Genomic DNA, 16,871 nt, shown 5'->3' on the forward strand with positions numbered 1-16,871 from the left:
CCTAGCATTGGGTATTCCCGAAAAGGATGAAAAAGGAAATTTTATTGGTTGGCGTGAACGTCCAGATGGTTATATGATTCGTTATTTGCTTTCTACATTAGGAAGAAAAGAAGGGTTTGGTGAAGAGTCAGAAGACGCTGATATTCCAACAGACATAGAGCATGGCATCAACATTGATTCTTGGATTAAAGACAAGCTGAAATGATAGTACCTCAAGAAATATATCATCCATTGTACGAGGATAAGGAAAAGTTCATAATTCTTATCACCGGTGGGCGTGGCTCAGGTAAGTCTTTCAATGCTTCCACCTTCATTGAGCGGTTGACTTTTGAAATGACTCCCGTAGAGAAAATTGTTCACCAGATTCTTTATACCCGTTACACGATGGTATCTGCCGGGATGTCTATCATTCCGGAAATGATGGAAAAGATAGATTTGGACGGAACAACGAAGTATTTCAAGACAACCAAAACCGATATTGTAAACCGGATGACCGGCAGTCGTATCATGTTCCGTGGTATCAAGACTTCTTCCGGGAACCAGACGGCCAAGCTGAAATCAATTCAGGGTATCACCACCTTTGTTTGTGATGAGGCGGAGGAATGGACCAGTGAGGAAGAGTTTGACAAGATTATGCTCTCCATCCGTAAGAAGGGAATTCAGAACCGGATAATCATAATTATGAATCCATGCGATTCGAACCATTTCATCTACAAGAAATACATCGAGAACACTCATCGACTGGTGGAGATTGATGGCGTGCAAGTACAGATATCAACTCATCCGAACGTACTTCATATCCATACCACGTATTTTGATAACTTGGATAACCTTTCTCCTGAGTTCCTGAAAGAGGTGGAAGATATGAAGGTGAGTAATCCTGAAAAGTATGCTCATGTGGTTATCGGTCGCTGGGCTGACGTGGCAGAAGGTGCTGTGTTCAAGAAGTGGGGAATTGTTGACGAGTTCCCGGCTTGGGCAAAGAAAATTGCTTTCGGGCAAGACTTCGGTTATACGCATGACCCGTCTGCTTCCATTCGTTGTGGTATCGTTGATAACGCCCTTTACTTGGATGAAGTGGATTACCGTACTGGATTGCTTTCTTCTGACATCATCAAGACTCTTCGCCCGTGGGGTTTGAAAGTCATTGCTGACAGCGCAGACCCACGTTTGATTCAAGAGATACACAACGGAGGAATCAAGATATATGCCGTAGAGAAAGGTGCAGGCTCTATCAATGCCGGAATTGACAAAATGAAAGATATGGAGATTTATATAACCAAACGCTCGTACAACTTGCAAAGCGAGTTCAGAAAGTATGTTTGGGCAAAGGATAAGGACGGGAACTATATCAACGAACCGGAAGACCATGACAATCACGGAATAGATGCTGTACGTTACTATGTATTGGGTGAGCTTCTTGGTAAGATTCAGAAACCGAAAGATTTAACAGGAATATTTACTCACTAAAATTATAGATTATGCCATTGAATTTAGAAAAAATATTAGCACTCCCTGACATCGGGCAGAAGATAAACTACCTGAAGAAAGGTAGGAAAACTGAACTTCCCGACCGTTGTAAACTTTGGGACGATTGGAATCCGGAACGCCATGAAATCATGGTTGACAAAAAGAAGTATCCGGACAGAAAGGTTCTTGAAAAAGAAGCAGAGAAACACTTCGATGAAAAAACTGGTAAGACTTATGAAATCGAAGCAAAGTATAAGACTGAACCGGTGAACCGTATTTCCATTCCATTGGAACAAGATATAGTGAACATTCAAACAGCTTTCACGGTCGGCACAGAACCGTCTATGGATTGCACTCCGACTGATGATGATGAAAAGAAGCTGTTGGATGCGGTAAAGGCTGTATTTAAATCCAACAAAATCAAATATCAGAACAAGAAGATTGTTCGTGCTTGGTTATCCGAACAGGAAGTAGCCGAGTATTGGTATGTCACTGATGATGATTCATTTTGGGCGAAGTTCTGGAAGAAAATAAAGACTACCTTCGGGGGGAAGGTCAAGCCCACCAAGAAACTGAAAAGCGTGTTATGGTCCCCATTCAGAGGTGATAAGCTATACCCGTTCTTCAACGATGAAGGTAAAATGATTGCTTTTTCACGTGAGTATAAAAAGAAGCTCATGGATGATTCGGAGGTCACCTGCTTTATGACTATCACGGACAAAATGGTTTATCAATGGGATTTATCTAAAGGATATGAAGAAAGAACTCCTTTTGCTCATGGATTCCCAAAACTGCCTGTTATCTACGCTTATCGGCCCGAACCTTATTGCAAAAAGATTAAGACTTTCCGTGTCCGGTTGGAAAAACTTCTTTCTAATTACGCGGATTGCATTGACTATCATTTCTTCCCACTGCTGAAGCTAATTGGAGATGTAGAGGGCTTCATGGGTAAGGTTAAGGATAGAATGGTCAAACTCACCGGAGAGGGTGCGGATGCCCAGTATCTGACGTGGAACCAAGCAAATGATACCGTAAAATTTGAAGCAGAAACACTCACTAATATGGCTTATGATATGTCAAACACTCCAAGAATATCCTTTGAGACGTTGAAGGGGGTAGGCAAAGCATCAGGAACCGCTTTCCGCTTTATGTTCATGGGTGCACATATGGCGGTAGAAAATCACGGTGAGGTCATTGGAGAGTTCTTGCAGCGGAGAGTAAATTTCATTGTTTCTGCTTTAGGCTCTATCAATCCAACCGAGTTTAGCAAGGCATCGCAGACTATTGGCATAGAAACAGAACTGGTTCCATATATGATTGATGATTTGAATGATAAGGTGACTACTGCCGTTTCCGCTGTCAGTGGTGGAATTTGGTCAACCCGTGAAGGTATCATGTTTGCCGGGAATGCTGATAGGGTAGAAGAGGAGCTTGCAGAAATCAAGGAGGAACAAGGGGCAAAGAATAACAATGCAGCGTCTCCTAACCCCAAGGGATAATTCATTGCTTCATGTTTTTATAGTACTATTGAGCGGAGCTAATTTAGTTCCGCTTTTTTATTACTAAATTCTATATTATAGAATATATTTCTTGGAAAAATTTTATAATTCAAAATTAATTCATATTTTTGCATCAAATAAATGAGATATGAGAATTGTATCACATAAGAAATTGAAAGAGTTCTACGAAACGAAAGGCTATGAAGATTCACGCATAGCTTTAGAACGTTGGTATGATATAGCGGAAAAAGCTGAATGGAAGAACCTATCAGACATTAAAGTGGATTTTCTTTCAGTTGATTATGTAGGTAACCAACACTATGTATTCAATATCAGAGGCAACAACTATCGGTTGGTTGTCGTTGTTAAGTTTACAATTGGGTACGTCTTCATTCGCTGGGTTGGTACTCATAAAGATTACGATAAGATAGATTGTTCAACCATTTAAGAGATAGAAGTATGAATAAAGTAACGAAAGAACAGTATGAATTTGCTTTGGCGAGAGTGGAGGAACTTCTGCCATTGGTTGATGACAAAACGCCTGCAAACGATAAAAATGCGGTGGAGCTTACAGTTATGTCCGATATTGTGATAGCATACGAAAAAGAACATTATCCGATAGAAAAACCGACTGTTGCGGAATTGATAGAGTTATCTCTTGAAGAGAAAGGGATGAGTCAAAAGCAACTTGCTGGTGAGATTGGAATAAGTCCATCGCGTGTGAATGACTATATTTCTGGACGTTCGGAACCGACCCTCAAAATTGCGAGGTTGCTATGTCGAGTGCTGAATATACCTCCAGCCGCGATGTTGGGTTTCTGATTAGTTCATAAGAAGAATATTTAGGCGTGATTCATTCGGTTTCACGCCTTTTTTATACCATTTTACGACAATCGTTTCATTGTCGTGTATCACCTATCTGATAATTTTTCACCTTCTTTATAAATAACGAAATTTACCGTAGAAATTTATAAATCAAATTCATACGGTATGACAATCTTAGAACAAATCTTAGCAGGGCTACAACAGAAATTCGCTGGGGTGGACACTGCTATTCTTACCCGCATTGCCACCAAAAAGGCAGAGGGTGTAACGGACGAGACAAAGGTAAACTCAATTGTTGAGGGTATCAGTTTTTCGGACGTGCTTAATTCTTATGGTGATTTCCGTGCCGGGGATGCTTCCAAGACCGCAGTTTCCAACTACGAAAAGAAGCATAACCTGAAAGACGGAAAGCCAATCGAGACTACCACAACCACCAAAACGGAAGAGAATAAAGACGATGTGCCTGCATGGGCGCAAGCTTTAATTGACTCCAACAAGAACCTTTCTGATAAGCTAACACAGTTTGAAACGGAAAAGGCTCAAGCAACACGTAGCCAGCAGATTTTGGCAAAGGCAAAGGAGTATGGTATTCCCGAAAACTACGCCAAACGATGCGCCATTAAGGACGATGAGGACTTGGACGCATACTTCAAGGACTTGAAGCAGGAGTTCGCAAATGACGGCTTCAAAGGCGTGACCCCTCCCGAATCAGCGGAAGAGAAGATTGAGAAAGAATCTGAATCTATCGCTAAGATGATTGACGAGGGAACGAAAACTATTGTTGAACAAAACAAGAATTAATTATGTCAGCAGGATTTAAGTATGATTTGGTTCCGCTCGTTGAGCAAGAGGAACGCTACGATGTCCAGACCGGTATTCGTAGACGTGGCCCGTTCAAACTCGACACGCAGAACCTAGTAGTGGGAAGTTTCCTTCCCGTATTTACGCCGATTTGTGCGGACTTGAAAAACAAGTTCGCTTATGCGGTAATCAACGTGAGAGTTGTGGAAGCCTATACCACCGGTGCGGAGGCTTTGTCTATCAAGGTAGCCAAGAACTCTTTGGCTTATGTGGGAATGTTTGTCGGAAGCGGCACTAAAGGTGCTGAGGTCGCAGCTATTGACAAATCTAATGCCAACTACGATGTCTTGACTATCAAGGCTGCTTTCGGTGAGAATATCGCCAAAGATACTGTACTTTTCAATGCGGTTGCGGTTGACGGCTTGAAACAGAAGTACGTTGCAAATTCGGCTCTGTTTAACCGGACGAAAGTAGAGGACGGAATTACATTGGTTTCATTGCTTCGTACAGCCGCAGAGATTGAACCTTCAAAACTGGCTATGCCGTTCTCCGAGAACGATAAAGCCAACATGAAGGGATGGTTTGAATTTAACGAGTAAGGAGGTAGGATATGTTTTTAACGATTCAGACATTATTCGATGATGCGAACATTGTTTCCGCTATCATCAGACGTGTAAACCGGACGCGTAAAGATACAATCTATTGGCAGCAGTATCTTACTTTCCGCAGAGTAACTACTCGCGTGTTCAAAGATTATATCGGTTCTGTAACCGGAGTTATGGCAGGTTCCATCAATTCACGTTTTGGCGAAAAGCCCATCCGTGAACGTAGGAACATTGGTTCCGGATATGGTGAGATTGCCTACTTGGGCGATGCTTATCAGATGTCCATCGACCGACTTTCCGAGTTGCAGGATTTAATTGACAAGTTCAATGTAGCTAAACCGGCAGACCAAAAGGCCGCAATGGAAGAGATTGTAAACTTCCTGGCAGATGATTACCGTCAGATTACCCTTGCTGCTCACAAGCGCATGGATATTATTGTTGGTGCCTTGTTGATGCTTGGTGAAGCCACCGTTTACAACAAGGATGCTGCAATAACTTCCGGTCAGACCAATAATAAACTGCTGGAGATTACCCTTCCGTTCAATTTTATCAAGCCGAAAAGTGGAGATGTGGTTGTGGACGGAAAGAACATGTTCATCTCTTACCTGAGAGAGAAACTCCATTCTTTGGCACCGGACTATGGCGTTTATGCCAAGATGATTATGACACGCGCTTCTTTCAACAAGTTCGTGCTCGGTTCATCTGAATTTGGTGAGCAGTACAAGATGATTCTTGGTTCTAATGAGATGAAGTTGAGTACGGGATTGGTTTCCTCTTCTTTGGCTTCCGAAGTGTTCACCGGTATCGGTCTGCCTCGCATCGAAATCAAGGAGGACTACGTGAAAGACCAGACGGGAAAGAATGTGCAGATTTACGCGGATAACCGTATTACTCTGTTACCTTCTGACAACATTGGTTATATGCGCCATCATACCCCGTATGAAGCGACAGACCCAGTACAAGGACGTACTTATATCCCGTCAGAGGGGCAGATGCTTATCTCCAACTACCGTGACAAAAACGGTCGCTACATGGAATATACGGCAGAGTGGATTCCGCAGATTTCCAATCCAGATTTGATAACCAATTTCGATTTGAGCGAAATTGCATCCATCCAATCAGCATAAGGGGGTAGGATATGAAAGTAAAGGTTATATCAGTTTTCCGCGACAAGTTCACCGGAAAGTATTATACTCCCGGTGAAGTGATTGAAGTCGGTGAGGAGACCCGTGTGCTGGATATGGAAAGTCGCAGACTTGTCGAAAGGGTTGAGGTGAAAACTCCCGAAGTGAAAACCACTGAAGAAAAGAAGGAGGTGAAAATCTCCCTCTTTGAGAAAGAGTTCGAGAAGAAAACTTTGATTGAGGCTTTGAAGTCCATCGGTGTGCAGGCTTCCGGCAATATGAAAGAGGAAACTCTTTTGGGTAAGGTTGCAGAACTTGATGAAGAATCAACAGCCAAACTGAAAGAAGCATTAGGTATCGAGTAAAAGGATAGGGTAGTGCTTCTACCCTTCCATTGTCTAATTTTATAAATCAGAAAAGAAATGAAGAATTTTATTTTTGCCATGTGTGGCTTTTTAATGATGTCTTTGGTTTCGTTGAGCGTGCAGGCATCAAGTGTGGAATCTTCTAAGTGTGAATACGTGAATCCATCGGTTGATGTTGGTCTGCCAGATATTCAGTTTATCACTTTGGAAACGGCTCTGGCTGATTGTGTTGTACCGACCATGACGCATCCCGTGTTTTTGGTTGCAAATAACCCGGCTATGATGTGTTCGATAAAAGAGGGAATGGCTATTCAAGGGATACGAATTAATGTTCCCAAATGCCCGTTCAGATACATCTATAAATCAAAGTATTGCACGCATTATAGCTATACCGCATATAGTAAACTGGTTACACCATATTAATATGACGATAAACGAATACATATCACAGAAGTTCCAGTCTTTCGGCATTAACTTGTCGGAAGCTGACCTTTTGGATATGTGTCTGAATGCGGAGATAAGCGGAGAGGACGAGATGAACGAGGATTGTTACGGTCGTGTCTTCGTGGCGATTGCGAAGTTCATCCCCTCTCTATCGCTTCGTGCCACTTCAATCAGTGAAAGCGGTTTCTCGATGTCTTGGAACATTCAAGGTATCAAGGACTACTATTCATTCCTGTGCAAGAAGTACGGATTGAAAGACGAATTAAGCAACAAACCCAAATGCACTTTCTTGTGATATTCGCTCCACACATATTGCAGGTAAAGGTTATCACCCCAATGGAAAGGGACGAGTTTGGCAGACCCATTCCCGGAACGGGCGGCGAGAGCTGGCAGGATGTATGTAAGTGCCGTTGTGACGATGTGAGTGCGGAAAAGAAGGTGTCTATCAATGGAGTTTTATATGACTTCAAGTATAAGGTTGTCTTTGATAAACCGTCAAAAGTTGAAGCTGGTACAGAAGTTCGCTGTTTGAATCCTGATGGAAGCATAAGAGGCGTAGGCGTGGCGAAAAGCCCTTTAGAAACAAATTATTTTTCTTATAGGGTGATATGGTTGGAGTAGATGCAGATTTCTCTGATGTAGAAGATTTTTTCGATGAAGGAGAATGGGAAGTTGAGAAGAAAATGATTGATGTGGGCGATGAAGCCGTGAAGTACGCGGAGGAATACGGTAACTATCAAGACCACACGCTCACTTTGAGAACGTCCAATGATTACGATGTCGATAAAGACGGTTTGACGCTGAAAAACGAAGCAGAATACGCCTCATTCGTGGAATCTAAGGGTTATGATGTTTTGAGTGGTGCCGCTTTATATGCGGAGAAACGATTAAAAGAAGAATTTGAGAAATGAAGTACAGAAAGAAACCAGTAGTAATCGAAGCTATTCAGCTTAAAGTAGATAACTTCGATGAAGTGTGTGATTTTATGGGTGGAACTCCCGTGCCGAAGCATAATCCCGATTTTGGCATAGATGAGCATGGTAACACCAATGAACCTTATCTTGGTGTGTACATTGAAACTCTTGAAGGTAAGATGCTTGCAAGTTATGGCGATTACATCATTAAAGGTGTAAACGGCGAGTTCTATTCTTGTAAGCCAGACATCTTTGAGAAAACATATGATAAAGCTGATGATTCATCATCCGCAATGGATTTCGGTGACGCTATCGAAGTGTTGAAACAAGGTGGTACAATCCGTAGAACTGGCTGGAACGGCAAAGGTCTGATGGTATTCAAGCAAGTACCAGCCCATATCGAAAGTGACATTATTCCTAAGATGCAATCGCTCCCTCAATCAGCAAAAGACCTTATTCTGAAAAGTAAAGGATTCATTGATTACACAAGCCAGTGTCTTATCTACAACGAGAATACCGGACGTGCCGATTCATGGGTGCCGTCTATCAGTGATGTATTTGCCGAAGATTGGGAGATTATACAATGATAGTAACTACCGACATAGGAAACATTCTCTATCGGGATTGTAAGGCTTTCAGGATAGATATAGTACCAGCAGGGGAAATCCTGATGGGAGAATTGAAGTCTGAAAGGATTGTCATCCACACGAAGAAACAACAGCCGGGAAAGTATTGGAAAAAGTCTTTCGCGGAAGTGAATCTTTGTGTACCCGATTTGAGCGAAAATGAAGCCAACTCCATCCGGCTGAATGAGCTTGAACGGGAAGCTATGAAGCATTTTGATGATGTGGTAAGCGCCTATGACGGTACTCGCTATCGTTATTCTATCGAATCAATCGGTACGGAAGCGGACACAGCTTTGAAGTGTCACTATGTGAATGCGAGAATTTTGTTTGAAGTTTTAAATGTAAAATAATTATGGCAACAAGACCATTTATCGGATTAAAGAGGGTATGGTACGGTGATGTAGTGAAAACCGTAACCACTCCCGAAACCGGTTATACGGTAGCAGAGTTGAAAGCCCTGATTGCTACAATGACCGAAGTGAAAAACGTACATCAGGACACTTGGGGGTACGAGGAAAGCGACCCTTCCGTGACTGACTATATCAATGAACTGACGGGGCAACCGTATTACCGTGACGTTACGCAGGCGGCTATTCCTACCGTGTCGTTCACCCTTGGTGAGTATTCTTTCGAGGACAAGGCAGCTTTACAAGGCGGTAAGGCAACGGATGATGGCTGGGAACGTACAGACATGACTGCTCTTGTGGAAAAGAGCATCGTGGCTATGACAAAGACCGGCAATTTCATCTTCATGCCTAAAGCTAACATCGTTGGTAAAGGTAGTTTTGTGGAGAAGAATATCGGCTTGGGGGTATCGGCCGTTCCTTTGGAAACCGGAGTTGAAGGACTTGCTTCGGAGAAGTGGTTCGATGGCGACAAGGTGAAGCTTGACGAGAAAACCGTTAAGGCAAAATAGGGTTAGGAAAGATGTTTTCAGGATGGCGGTGGGTGGTTGCTCACCGCCTTTTTAATTTTAGCTTATGGATGCAGCAAAAATAGTAAATGCAGCCGTTTTAGGAAAGGATTTTGAAACGGTCATAGTGAATGGCAAGGCGTACGTGATTAACCCTCCGACTATCTGTAAAATAGCTGGGGTGGGATATTATCTATCCGATTTAAAAGAAGCTACTACAGTCATGGATATGCTTCGGTCGCTGAAAGATGTAGAAATAGTTTCTCGTGCGTTGTCGTGGCTCATAACAGGAGATGAAAGTCTTAGTGAAGAATTAAGGAAAGGTACATTCGACGAGGTGGTAGAGGCGCTGGCGGTAGGTCTGTCTATGATTTCCGCTGAAAATTTTTACAAGCTGTCAGTTTTAGCCAAGAACGTAGCAACGCTGACAGCAAAGGAACGGTCGTAGGAAACGTCACGTTATTAGGTCAAATTGCTACGTTCATGGAGTTTTTACATCTAAGTTACGATGAAGTTGTATTTAAAATTCCATATCGCAATTTGATTATTATGCAAAAAGATAAATTGCATACGGTTTATGGAGATGTTCTTCAAGAAGTAAATGAAGAAGAGTTTTTTAAGTTAAAAGGCAAGGGTAATCCATTTTAATTTGTTATATTTGTATATGTGAAAATGTTGTATATTATGCTATTATGGAAATTAGAATCGGAGAAAGATTTGGAAAATTGACAGTTGTCTCAAAAGATGAAAATAAAGATAAGGGAGGCTGTATAAAATGGATATGTAAATGTGACTGTGGGAACATTGTTTCTGTGCGTTCTGGATATTTAAGGAATGGTACAACAAAAAGCTGTGGATGTATAAGACGTAAAGTAAAAGATATAAGTGGAGAGAAATTTGGAAGATTGACGGTCTTAGATTTTCACCATAAATATACTGGGCAAAATAGTCATGCTACTTACTGGCATTGCAAATGTGATTGCGGAAAAGAGGTTGTGGTGTCACAAGGGAATTTGCATAGTGGAAAGGTGAGAAGTTGTGGGTGTATGAATGTTGATAGAAGAAAAGAGGCTAATACCACTCATGGAAAAAGCAAAAAAACTCGAATCTATACTATATGGGCTGGCATGAAAGATAGATGCTGTAATCCTAAAAATAATTCTTATCGTTATTATGGAGGGAAAGGAGTGCTTGTATGTCCTGAATGGTCTAATGATTTTCTTTTATTCTACAATTGGTCTATGAAAAATGGGTATAATGATAATATGAGCATTGATAGAATTGATTCAAGTAAGAATTATGAACCGTCAAATTGTAGGTGGATTACTTGCAATGAAAATTCAGCTCGGACATGTAGAACCATATTCATAACTGTTGATAATTCATGCCTATCAATAAATGATTGGGCTTCTCGTATAAAAGTTAGTGATACAACACTGACTTCGCGCTACAAAGAGTTTGGGAAAGAATGGTTAGAAGAATCTATCGGAAAGGTTTTAGAGTCACACGATAATTCTATCCTATATAAAAATAAAAGATATGCAAGTTCTATTTAGTGGTCGAAAAGTAAAGGTAAGGAATTGGCAAATCGTAGAAAAAAAGAAATAGTTATGGCAAAATTATTAGAAAATAATGATAATTTTGTAGCAAAATAGAATATAAAATATGTCATGAGAAAGACCAAATGGATTATATATACTGTCCTAATAGGATTAATGCCTTTTTTTATAAGAGTGTTTGTCTTTATGCTATCGGTAAATAGGGAGTGGAGTTTATTATTCAATCCGGTTGATTTTATATTTTTAGGGCTAACTTTAAATTTGACGAATTTGAATGAGCTTAATAATGAAAAGTTTGATCCAATTTTAAAACTTAAATTTGAAGGGTATTCTGTAATACAAATTGTTATTTTATCTGGTGTTTTGGGCATTTTGTATTTTGCAGAACAATCTCAGAAAGAAATATTAGATAGAATTGTCGCGTTAGTATGTGCTATTGCATTTTGCCTAGTATCTTTTCTTTTTAGTAATGCAATAATGAATAAATTAAACTCTTTGGATGATGGGAACAATTGATATTATATTAACGGTAATAACATTTGTTATTTGTGTCTCTGGAGGATGTATAGCGATTAAATCAATCATTGATACAAGGAATAATAGTATAAAGAAATTTAGTAAGAACAGCGAACAACGCAAAAAGGAATTTGAAAATGGGCTGCATTAAATCATTTGTATATTTAGATGAATACAAGATGTATTCAATATCTTCTCAATTATTTGAAGGATTAACAGAGTATGTATTATCTGGGAAAAAGTCAGAATATGCTAAATCTGAAGAACAAAAGGGAAAAATTCTCAGTGGAAATTTAATGGGAGAAATCTTAGTTAAAGAACAATCTTCGACAGAGAAAAAATATCTGCATGATTATGCTTACAATCTTTTTGAAAATAAATTGAGTGAGATGGGGGTGCTCTATACTGTTCCACAAAATGTTACTTTAAATGATTTACGCGATAAATCTTTTGTAAAAATATCAGGGAAAATTATTTTTAATGATTATAGCAAAATGGCTTCTACGTTAGAGCAATTTAATGAAATAGGTGAAGCTATTGGCTATTTCAAATATAGAGAAGAGAATGAATCCGTAGCTGAATTGGCGAAATTACCGAAGAAAATTGCAGATAGAAATTCGAAGGCAAAAGCTACATCTTTGCTGAAAAGTTTGAATGTGAAGTATGCTGAGCAATTAAAAGCAGATGGGCTAATTTTAGATGATGATGTTGTAAATAGATTGCTAAATGTTTTGAAATTTAGCTATGATGAACAATTTGAAGTAACAATGCCATTTGCAAATAAAGAAATCATATTTTCTTCAATATTGAATAGAATTTATTTAAGAGAAAAGGAGGATATTTTAATTTCTAAGTATTCAAGAAAAACAGAATTTGAATTCACTGTTTTAGGAATAGTAACACAAGCAGGAAATGAAAATATAGAAATGTTTGATGAGGAAGAAGTAGTAGATGGTTTTCGATCTGCTATTCAAAATACTATTGATAAAATGGCTGGTGTAGAGACTTTTTTTACTGGTCGTCAGAGTTCGGAATGCCGTATTGAACCGATTGCAATATATCGTGAATTATAATTTAAAAATTTTACGCAACTATACACTTTTGAGCAAGCAGTTATTATACACAATGCTTGGTGTAATATAAAGTATATAGTACGTTTTATTAGTCTCTTTTACGTATTGATAAGAGTGAATAAAGGGTGAAAAATCACCCTTTATTTGTTACTATAATTGTTATGTCTCTACCATTGTTATCTAAACATTTACGTGAAATAAGCACAATACGGATAGATGGAGTCTCCCATTTGTAGAAGTCACTTAAACAATCGTCTTTACTTGTTGCAGATGTGTTAGCATCTGATTTAGAAGAAACATCGTTTCCTAAATTCTCGGATAATGAGTTTGTGTATTTGTCAATTTTATCCTTTAGTTTTACAAAATCCGTATCTTGTTTGTTCTCTTTTTCAAGATAGTTTAAGACATAAATACAAGCTCCATCCTCTTCTTTGGGTGGCACTTTCGAACCGTAAATATCTTTTATAGCAGAGTCAATATTATGATTTGTAGAGCATCCACATAGCAGAGCAATACATAGTATTAGAAATGTTATTTTATTCATGTTTTTACTTATTTTCTTGCAAAACTACCAAGAAATCCAATCACTCCAAACTATTTCACGACAATCTTTCAAATGTCGTGCTTTTGCAATCTTAGAAATAGCAAAACGGACTATCAAATACTACTTTCACAATTATTTTGCCACAATCAGCAGATTGTGTGTTTTTCGTTGATAAAAAACATCTATGAAAGCTTGTAACTGTGGTAAATTTATCAAGTAAAATAAGAAATATCAAACCTTTCGTCTATTGTAACGAATTTAATGAAAGAAAATTCTAATAAGATTTGGATATACTGTAAATTTGAGTAGTAAATAATTAAAAATTAGAATAAAATGGGAAAGCTCGTATTCCGTGTGGCTTCGGATTGGCAAGAGGTCGTAAGATTAAGAACAGAGATAGAAAAGTTGAAACAAACGCTCCTTTCTATGGATTCGACCCAATCTCCTGATACATTTAAAAAGTTAAATGTTCAATTAGGAGAAAGTACTAAGAAAATGAATATCCTTATTTCTGATGCCGCCAAAGCTGGGGCAACAATGGAAAACGACTTCAAAAAGGGTATTTATGACGGTGAAAAAGCTGTTAATTCTCTATCAGAAGAAATTATCAAACAGAAAAATATCATACGTGAGACACAGAATGATGTTTCAATGCTTACTGAGAAATATAAGAAATTAGGAAAGTATGACTCTAAAAGACAATCTTTATCGGATGAATTAAACCGTGCAAAAGCAGCATTAGGAGAACAAAAGTATGCTCTCGGTGAATTGCAATCACAACAAGCACTTGCAAGATTATCTACTAAAGCCCTAAGAGATGAATATGCTTTATTCAAAGATGAGAGCAAGGCTGTTATAACTACCAATGAGGGGGTCGGAGTTTCATTTAAGAAGACACTTGCTGCTATTGGTGGAATCGCTATGCTGAAACAAGTTGCTTCAAATGTAGTTTCAACTGCTGGAATGTTTCAGAAATATGAATCTGTGCTAACTAATGCCTTGAATGGCAGTTCCGATAAAGCGAAAGCATATCTTTCTGACATAAATAGCTTTGCTGCAAAAACGAATTTTCAGCTTAATGAACTGACGGATGACTTTATAAAATTTGTCAATCGTGGTGTAACTCCTTCGATGGATGCCATGAGGAAAATGGGAGATTTTACCAATACAGTAGCAAAGCCCTTTGACCAGCTAACAGAGGCGATACTTGATATAAATAATCCAGAGCGTTGGAAAGAGTTCGGTGTTCGTGTTCAGACAGAAGGCAACAAGGTTAAACTCTCATTCCGTGATATGACGGTAGAATGTGACCGAACTGTTGAATCTGTAATGAAGGCTGTTGAACAATTTGGCTCGATGAAAGGTGTTGAAGGTTCTACGGAAGCAATATCGAAGACGATTGAGGGGCAAATGTCAAACTTGGAGGATACGATAACTACTGCTTTAGCGGAAATAGGACTTGCTAATCAGGATTTGATTTCTGGAAGTATATCTGCTGTCGATACTATTGTAAAGAACTATGGTATTATTGGTAAAAGTGTATTGGCTCTTGTGGAAATTTACGGTGTTTATAGAGCTGGGCTTCTGATAAATACTATTGTTGAGCAAGGTTCAGTGAAATCTATATGGGCAAAGATTACTGCAACTAAAGCTGCTACTTTGGCACAAGCCACTTATAACAAAGTTTTAATGATGAACCCTTATGTGTTGGCTGGTGCTGCTGTTGTTTCTTTAGGTATAGCTATGTGGACGTTAGCAGACAATACATCCATTGCTGAAAAGGCACAAGAACGTTTCAACAAGAAACAAGAGGAGGCGGCAAAACAAGAGCAAGAACGTAGACAAAAAATAGAGAGTCTTATCCAAAGCTCTCGTGATATTGCTTTGGCTGATTTGCAGCGTGGGCAAAGTTTGGCAGAATTACGCAAAGAATACCCAAAGATATTTGCCCAGTATGATATTGAAACAATCAAATTGGCTGACATTCTTAAGCTAAAGCAGCAAATAGCAGAAGAAGAGGCAAAGCGTGCAGGAGAAAAACGTGCTAAAGAGTTTTCAGATATTGAATCAGAAATTAAGTATTACGAGAATCTTTTAAAGTCGTTATCCGGGCAACAAGGTGTTGATGGCTATGTAAAGAAATTAAAAGAACTACGTGCAGAACGAGATGTCATGCTGCAAGAAAAAGGGAAAGGTATCTCTGAACAGTTCATTTCCAATCTTAAAGATGTTGATATTAGTGAGTTTGACCGCTACATCTCTGAGTTGGAGAAGCGTATCAGAGGAAAGGGGGAAAATGGAACTGTGAAACTTCGTTTGCCTATTGATATTAAGGGTACTTTGTCTGATGAAGCAATCTATAATGTGAAAGACATAAAAACACTTATAGATACAGCAAAATCAGTCAAGCAAACCCGAATTGATTCAGAGAAGAATAAAACCACCTACAAGCAGGATTATGAGAAAGCGAAGAAAGACTGGGATGATGCTAAGAAGAAACTTTCTGAAATAGAAAAGAATAAATCCAAGTTTACTTCAAAGCTGTATGAAGAAGCTAAGAAACGAGTAGAAACAACTGAAAAAGCCTATAAAAATTTGGGCGGTATTACTGGTAGTTCTTTGACTAAGCAGGAAAAAGCTGCTGAAAAGCAAAAAGAAAATCAGGAAAAGCTGGACGGGCAACTTCTTTCACTTCACCGTCAGAACCAACAGGATGAAATCAACCTGATGAGAGAAGGCACGGAAAAGAAGTTGAAACAGATTGACCTTGATTATCAGAAACAGATTGATGCGATAAGAAAACAGGAGGAAGAATGGAGCAAAGCCGGTAACGGTAAGCTGACCGACAAGCAGGCACAGAAAATTTCAGAAGCTTATACCAATGCCGAAAGTATGAGAGATAAAGATATTTCCGATGTAACTGAAGGACAGCTGAAAGCCGAACAACAGGCTTTGAACGACTACTTGAAAGAATATGGCACGTTCCAGCAGCAGAAATTGGCTATCGCCCAAGAGTATGCGGAAAAAATAAGGAAAGCACAGGAAGAAAACGGTGTTAATAGTGCACAAGTAAAGTTACTGGAGAAACAACGTGATGTTGCCATACAGAACAAGGAAACAGAAGCCATAAAAGCCAATATAGATTGGGTTACTGTGTTCGGTGAGTTTGGTTCCATGTTTTCCGACATGATAAAGCCTGCCTTGGACGAAGCAAAAAAATATGTACGGACTGACAAGTTCAAGAACTCCGATCAGGCAAGCCAGAAATCATTGATTGACGCCATCAGCCAGATGGAAAAGTCTTTGGGTGGTACAAGTGGAGTCAACTTCAAGAAACTTGGAGAGGATGTAAAAGCCTATCAGACAGCTGAGCAAAACCGCATCTATGCCGTAGAAACCGAAACGGACGCCTTAGAGAAACTTCAAAAGGCGCAAGAGGACTACGCCAAGGCACAAAAGGACGGAACAGAAAGCGAGAAACAAGCCGCTACAAACGCTCTTGAAACAGCGCAGCAGAATGCAGACATTGCGTCCGCCAACGTAAAGACACAGACAGACATCGCCAATCAAGCCCAACAAAATGTATCCGATAC

At 39.4% G+C, this 16,871-nt stretch carries 22 protein-coding genes and 1 pseudogene; 22 read left to right on the forward strand and 1 reads right to left on the reverse strand.

Annotation, left to right across the window (positions count from 1 at the left end):
* From AB5935_RS19925 to AB5935_RS20025, 21 genes and pseudogenes are all read left to right on the forward strand, one after another.
* A pseudogene (locus AB5935_RS19925) lies at window positions 1-205 on the forward strand (hypothetical protein); the annotation flags it as partial.
* Complete coding sequence (locus AB5935_RS19930) at window positions 202-1,470, forward strand: PBSX family phage terminase large subunit (protein WP_038609910.1); 1,269 nt, start codon at window positions 202-204, stop codon at window positions 1,468-1,470. The pseudogene AB5935_RS19925 and the gene AB5935_RS19930, both read left to right, overlap by 4 nt.
* A gap of 11 nt (window positions 1,471-1,481) precedes the next feature.
* Window positions 1,482-2,969, forward strand: a complete 1,488-nt coding sequence (locus AB5935_RS19935; RefSeq protein WP_008656502.1) for a phage portal protein — start codon at window positions 1,482-1,484, stop codon at window positions 2,967-2,969.
* Window positions 2,970-3,117: 148 nt separating this feature from the next.
* Window positions 3,118-3,417, forward strand: coding sequence for a type II toxin-antitoxin system HigB family toxin (locus AB5935_RS19940; RefSeq protein ID WP_008656504.1), 300 nt, complete (start codon window positions 3,118-3,120; stop codon window positions 3,415-3,417).
* An 11-nt stretch (window positions 3,418-3,428) separates the two neighbouring features.
* Window positions 3,429-3,791, forward strand: a complete 363-nt coding sequence (locus tag AB5935_RS19945; protein ID WP_038609907.1) for a type II toxin-antitoxin system HigA family antitoxin — start codon at window positions 3,429-3,431, stop codon at window positions 3,789-3,791.
* Window positions 3,792-3,959: 168 nt separating this feature from the next.
* Complete coding sequence (locus tag AB5935_RS19950) at window positions 3,960-4,595, forward strand: hypothetical protein (protein WP_032941078.1); 636 nt, start codon at window positions 3,960-3,962, stop codon at window positions 4,593-4,595.
* Between the two features lie 2 nt (window positions 4,596-4,597).
* Entirely contained in the window at window positions 4,598-5,194 is a 597-nt protein-coding gene (locus AB5935_RS19955; protein ID WP_008656509.1) for a head fiber protein, read from the forward strand.
* Between the two features lie 11 nt (window positions 5,195-5,205).
* A complete protein-coding gene (locus AB5935_RS19960; protein WP_008656516.1) occupies window positions 5,206-6,327 on the forward strand; it encodes a hypothetical protein in 1,122 nt (373 codons plus the stop codon).
* 11 nt (window positions 6,328-6,338) lie between these two features.
* Entirely contained in the window at window positions 6,339-6,689 is a 351-nt protein-coding gene (locus AB5935_RS19965; RefSeq protein ID WP_007851873.1) for a hypothetical protein, read from the forward strand.
* Window positions 6,690-6,746: 57 nt separating this feature from the next.
* Window positions 6,747-7,112 carry a hypothetical protein gene (locus AB5935_RS19970; RefSeq protein ID WP_008656517.1) on the forward strand — a complete coding sequence of 122 codons (366 nt, stop codon included), beginning with the start codon at window positions 6,747-6,749 and terminating at the stop codon, window positions 7,110-7,112.
* 1 nt (window position 7,113) lies between these two features.
* Complete coding sequence (locus tag AB5935_RS19975; RefSeq protein WP_008656518.1) at window positions 7,114-7,428, forward strand: DUF6706 family protein; 315 nt, start codon at window positions 7,114-7,116, stop codon at window positions 7,426-7,428.
* Complete coding sequence (locus tag AB5935_RS19980; protein ID WP_038612321.1) at window positions 7,425-7,754, forward strand: hypothetical protein; 330 nt, start codon at window positions 7,425-7,427, stop codon at window positions 7,752-7,754. Before AB5935_RS19975 ends, AB5935_RS19980 begins: the two co-directional genes overlap by 4 nt.
* Window positions 7,742-8,044, forward strand: coding sequence for a hypothetical protein (locus AB5935_RS19985; RefSeq protein WP_038609904.1), 303 nt, complete (start codon window positions 7,742-7,744; stop codon window positions 8,042-8,044). Before AB5935_RS19980 ends, AB5935_RS19985 begins: the two co-directional genes overlap by 13 nt.
* On the forward strand, window positions 8,041-8,634 hold the full coding sequence (locus AB5935_RS19990) for a DUF2829 domain-containing protein (RefSeq protein ID WP_008656524.1): 594 nt from the start codon (window positions 8,041-8,043) through the stop codon (window positions 8,632-8,634). The genes AB5935_RS19985 and AB5935_RS19990 overlap by 4 nt, the downstream gene beginning before the upstream one ends.
* Window positions 8,631-9,023 carry a hypothetical protein gene (locus tag AB5935_RS19995; protein WP_038609901.1) on the forward strand — a complete coding sequence of 131 codons (393 nt, stop codon included), beginning with the start codon at window positions 8,631-8,633 and terminating at the stop codon, window positions 9,021-9,023. The genes AB5935_RS19990 and AB5935_RS19995 overlap by 4 nt, the downstream gene beginning before the upstream one ends.
* 2 nt (window positions 9,024-9,025) lie before the next feature.
* Window positions 9,026-9,589, forward strand: coding sequence for a hypothetical protein (locus tag AB5935_RS20000; RefSeq protein ID WP_038609898.1), 564 nt, complete (start codon window positions 9,026-9,028; stop codon window positions 9,587-9,589).
* A gap of 64 nt (window positions 9,590-9,653) precedes the next feature.
* Window positions 9,654-10,034, forward strand: a complete 381-nt coding sequence (locus AB5935_RS20005; RefSeq protein WP_038609895.1) for a hypothetical protein — start codon at window positions 9,654-9,656, stop codon at window positions 10,032-10,034.
* A 35-nt stretch (window positions 10,035-10,069) separates the two neighbouring features.
* The gene (locus tag AB5935_RS20010; RefSeq protein WP_165861716.1) at window positions 10,070-10,234 is read left to right on the forward strand and encodes a hypothetical protein; all 165 of its coding nucleotides are present in this window, start codon (window positions 10,070-10,072) and stop codon (window positions 10,232-10,234) included.
* A gap of 44 nt (window positions 10,235-10,278) precedes the next feature.
* Window positions 10,279-11,142 carry a hypothetical protein gene (locus AB5935_RS20015; protein ID WP_051926270.1) on the forward strand — a complete coding sequence of 288 codons (864 nt, stop codon included), beginning with the start codon at window positions 10,279-10,281 and terminating at the stop codon, window positions 11,140-11,142.
* 114 nt (window positions 11,143-11,256) lie between these two features.
* Window positions 11,257-11,661 carry a hypothetical protein gene (locus AB5935_RS20020; protein WP_038609893.1) on the forward strand — a complete coding sequence of 135 codons (405 nt, stop codon included), beginning with the start codon at window positions 11,257-11,259 and terminating at the stop codon, window positions 11,659-11,661.
* A gap of 137 nt (window positions 11,662-11,798) precedes the next feature.
* Window positions 11,799-12,734 (forward strand): hypothetical protein, encoded by a 936-nt coding sequence (locus tag AB5935_RS20025; protein ID WP_038609890.1) that lies wholly within the window; start codon window positions 11,799-11,801, stop codon window positions 12,732-12,734.
* 133 nt (window positions 12,735-12,867) lie between these two features.
* On the opposite strand, the gene AB5935_RS20030 is transcribed toward AB5935_RS20025, so the two are convergent.
* Window positions 12,868-13,278, reverse strand: a complete 411-nt coding sequence (locus AB5935_RS20030) for a hypothetical protein (protein ID WP_038609888.1) — start codon at window positions 13,276-13,278, stop codon at window positions 12,868-12,870.
* 333 nt (window positions 13,279-13,611) lie between these two features.
* Between AB5935_RS20030 and AB5935_RS20035 the strand changes: the two genes are divergently transcribed.
* On the forward strand, window positions 13,612-16,871 hold a 3,260-nt coding region (locus tag AB5935_RS20035; RefSeq protein ID WP_368327532.1), incomplete at its 3' end, for a phage tail tape measure protein.

This window comes from Phocaeicola sp. RTP21198st1_B8_RTP21198_201120, assembly GCF_040929485.1.
In the GTDB taxonomy this organism is placed as follows: Bacteria; Bacteroidota; Bacteroidia; order Bacteroidales; family Bacteroidaceae; genus Phocaeicola; species Phocaeicola dorei.

What these genes read in the sequence shown, in the direction of transcription:
- AB5935_RS19930 (WP_038609910.1), top strand. Translation starts at nt 202, where the DNA reads ATGATAGTACCTCAAGAAATATATCATCCATTGTACGAGGATAAGGAA.
- AB5935_RS19935 (WP_008656502.1), top strand. Translation starts at nt 1,482, where the DNA reads ATGCCATTGAATTTAGAAAAAATATTAGCACTCCCTGACATCGGGCAG.
- AB5935_RS19940 (WP_008656504.1), top strand. Translation starts at nt 3,118, where the DNA reads ATGAGAATTGTATCACATAAGAAATTGAAAGAGTTCTACGAAACGAAA.
- AB5935_RS19945 (WP_038609907.1), top strand. Translation starts at nt 3,429, where the DNA reads ATGAATAAAGTAACGAAAGAACAGTATGAATTTGCTTTGGCGAGAGTG.
- AB5935_RS19950 (WP_032941078.1), top strand. Translation starts at nt 3,960, where the DNA reads ATGACAATCTTAGAACAAATCTTAGCAGGGCTACAACAGAAATTCGCT.
- AB5935_RS19955 (WP_008656509.1), top strand. Translation starts at nt 4,598, where the DNA reads ATGTCAGCAGGATTTAAGTATGATTTGGTTCCGCTCGTTGAGCAAGAG.
- AB5935_RS19960 (WP_008656516.1), top strand. Translation starts at nt 5,206, where the DNA reads ATGTTTTTAACGATTCAGACATTATTCGATGATGCGAACATTGTTTCC.
- AB5935_RS19965 (WP_007851873.1), top strand. Translation starts at nt 6,339, where the DNA reads ATGAAAGTAAAGGTTATATCAGTTTTCCGCGACAAGTTCACCGGAAAG.
- AB5935_RS19970 (WP_008656517.1), top strand. Translation starts at nt 6,747, where the DNA reads ATGAAGAATTTTATTTTTGCCATGTGTGGCTTTTTAATGATGTCTTTG.
- AB5935_RS19975 (WP_008656518.1), top strand. Translation starts at nt 7,114, where the DNA reads ATGACGATAAACGAATACATATCACAGAAGTTCCAGTCTTTCGGCATT.
- AB5935_RS19985 (WP_038609904.1), top strand. Translation starts at nt 7,742, where the DNA reads ATGGTTGGAGTAGATGCAGATTTCTCTGATGTAGAAGATTTTTTCGAT.
- AB5935_RS19990 (WP_008656524.1), top strand. Translation starts at nt 8,041, where the DNA reads ATGAAGTACAGAAAGAAACCAGTAGTAATCGAAGCTATTCAGCTTAAA.
- AB5935_RS19995 (WP_038609901.1), top strand. Translation starts at nt 8,631, where the DNA reads ATGATAGTAACTACCGACATAGGAAACATTCTCTATCGGGATTGTAAG.
- AB5935_RS20000 (WP_038609898.1), top strand. Translation starts at nt 9,026, where the DNA reads ATGGCAACAAGACCATTTATCGGATTAAAGAGGGTATGGTACGGTGAT.
- AB5935_RS20005 (WP_038609895.1), top strand. Translation starts at nt 9,654, where the DNA reads ATGGATGCAGCAAAAATAGTAAATGCAGCCGTTTTAGGAAAGGATTTT.
- AB5935_RS20010 (WP_165861716.1), top strand. Translation starts at nt 10,070, where the DNA reads ATGGAGTTTTTACATCTAAGTTACGATGAAGTTGTATTTAAAATTCCA.
- AB5935_RS20015 (WP_051926270.1), top strand. Translation starts at nt 10,279, where the DNA reads ATGGAAATTAGAATCGGAGAAAGATTTGGAAAATTGACAGTTGTCTCA.
- AB5935_RS20020 (WP_038609893.1), top strand. Translation starts at nt 11,257, where the DNA reads ATGAGAAAGACCAAATGGATTATATATACTGTCCTAATAGGATTAATG.
- AB5935_RS20025 (WP_038609890.1), top strand. Translation starts at nt 11,799, where the DNA reads ATGGGCTGCATTAAATCATTTGTATATTTAGATGAATACAAGATGTAT.
- AB5935_RS20030 (WP_038609888.1), bottom strand. Translation starts at nt 13,278, where the DNA reads ATGAATAAAATAACATTTCTAATACTATGTATTGCTCTGCTATGTGGA.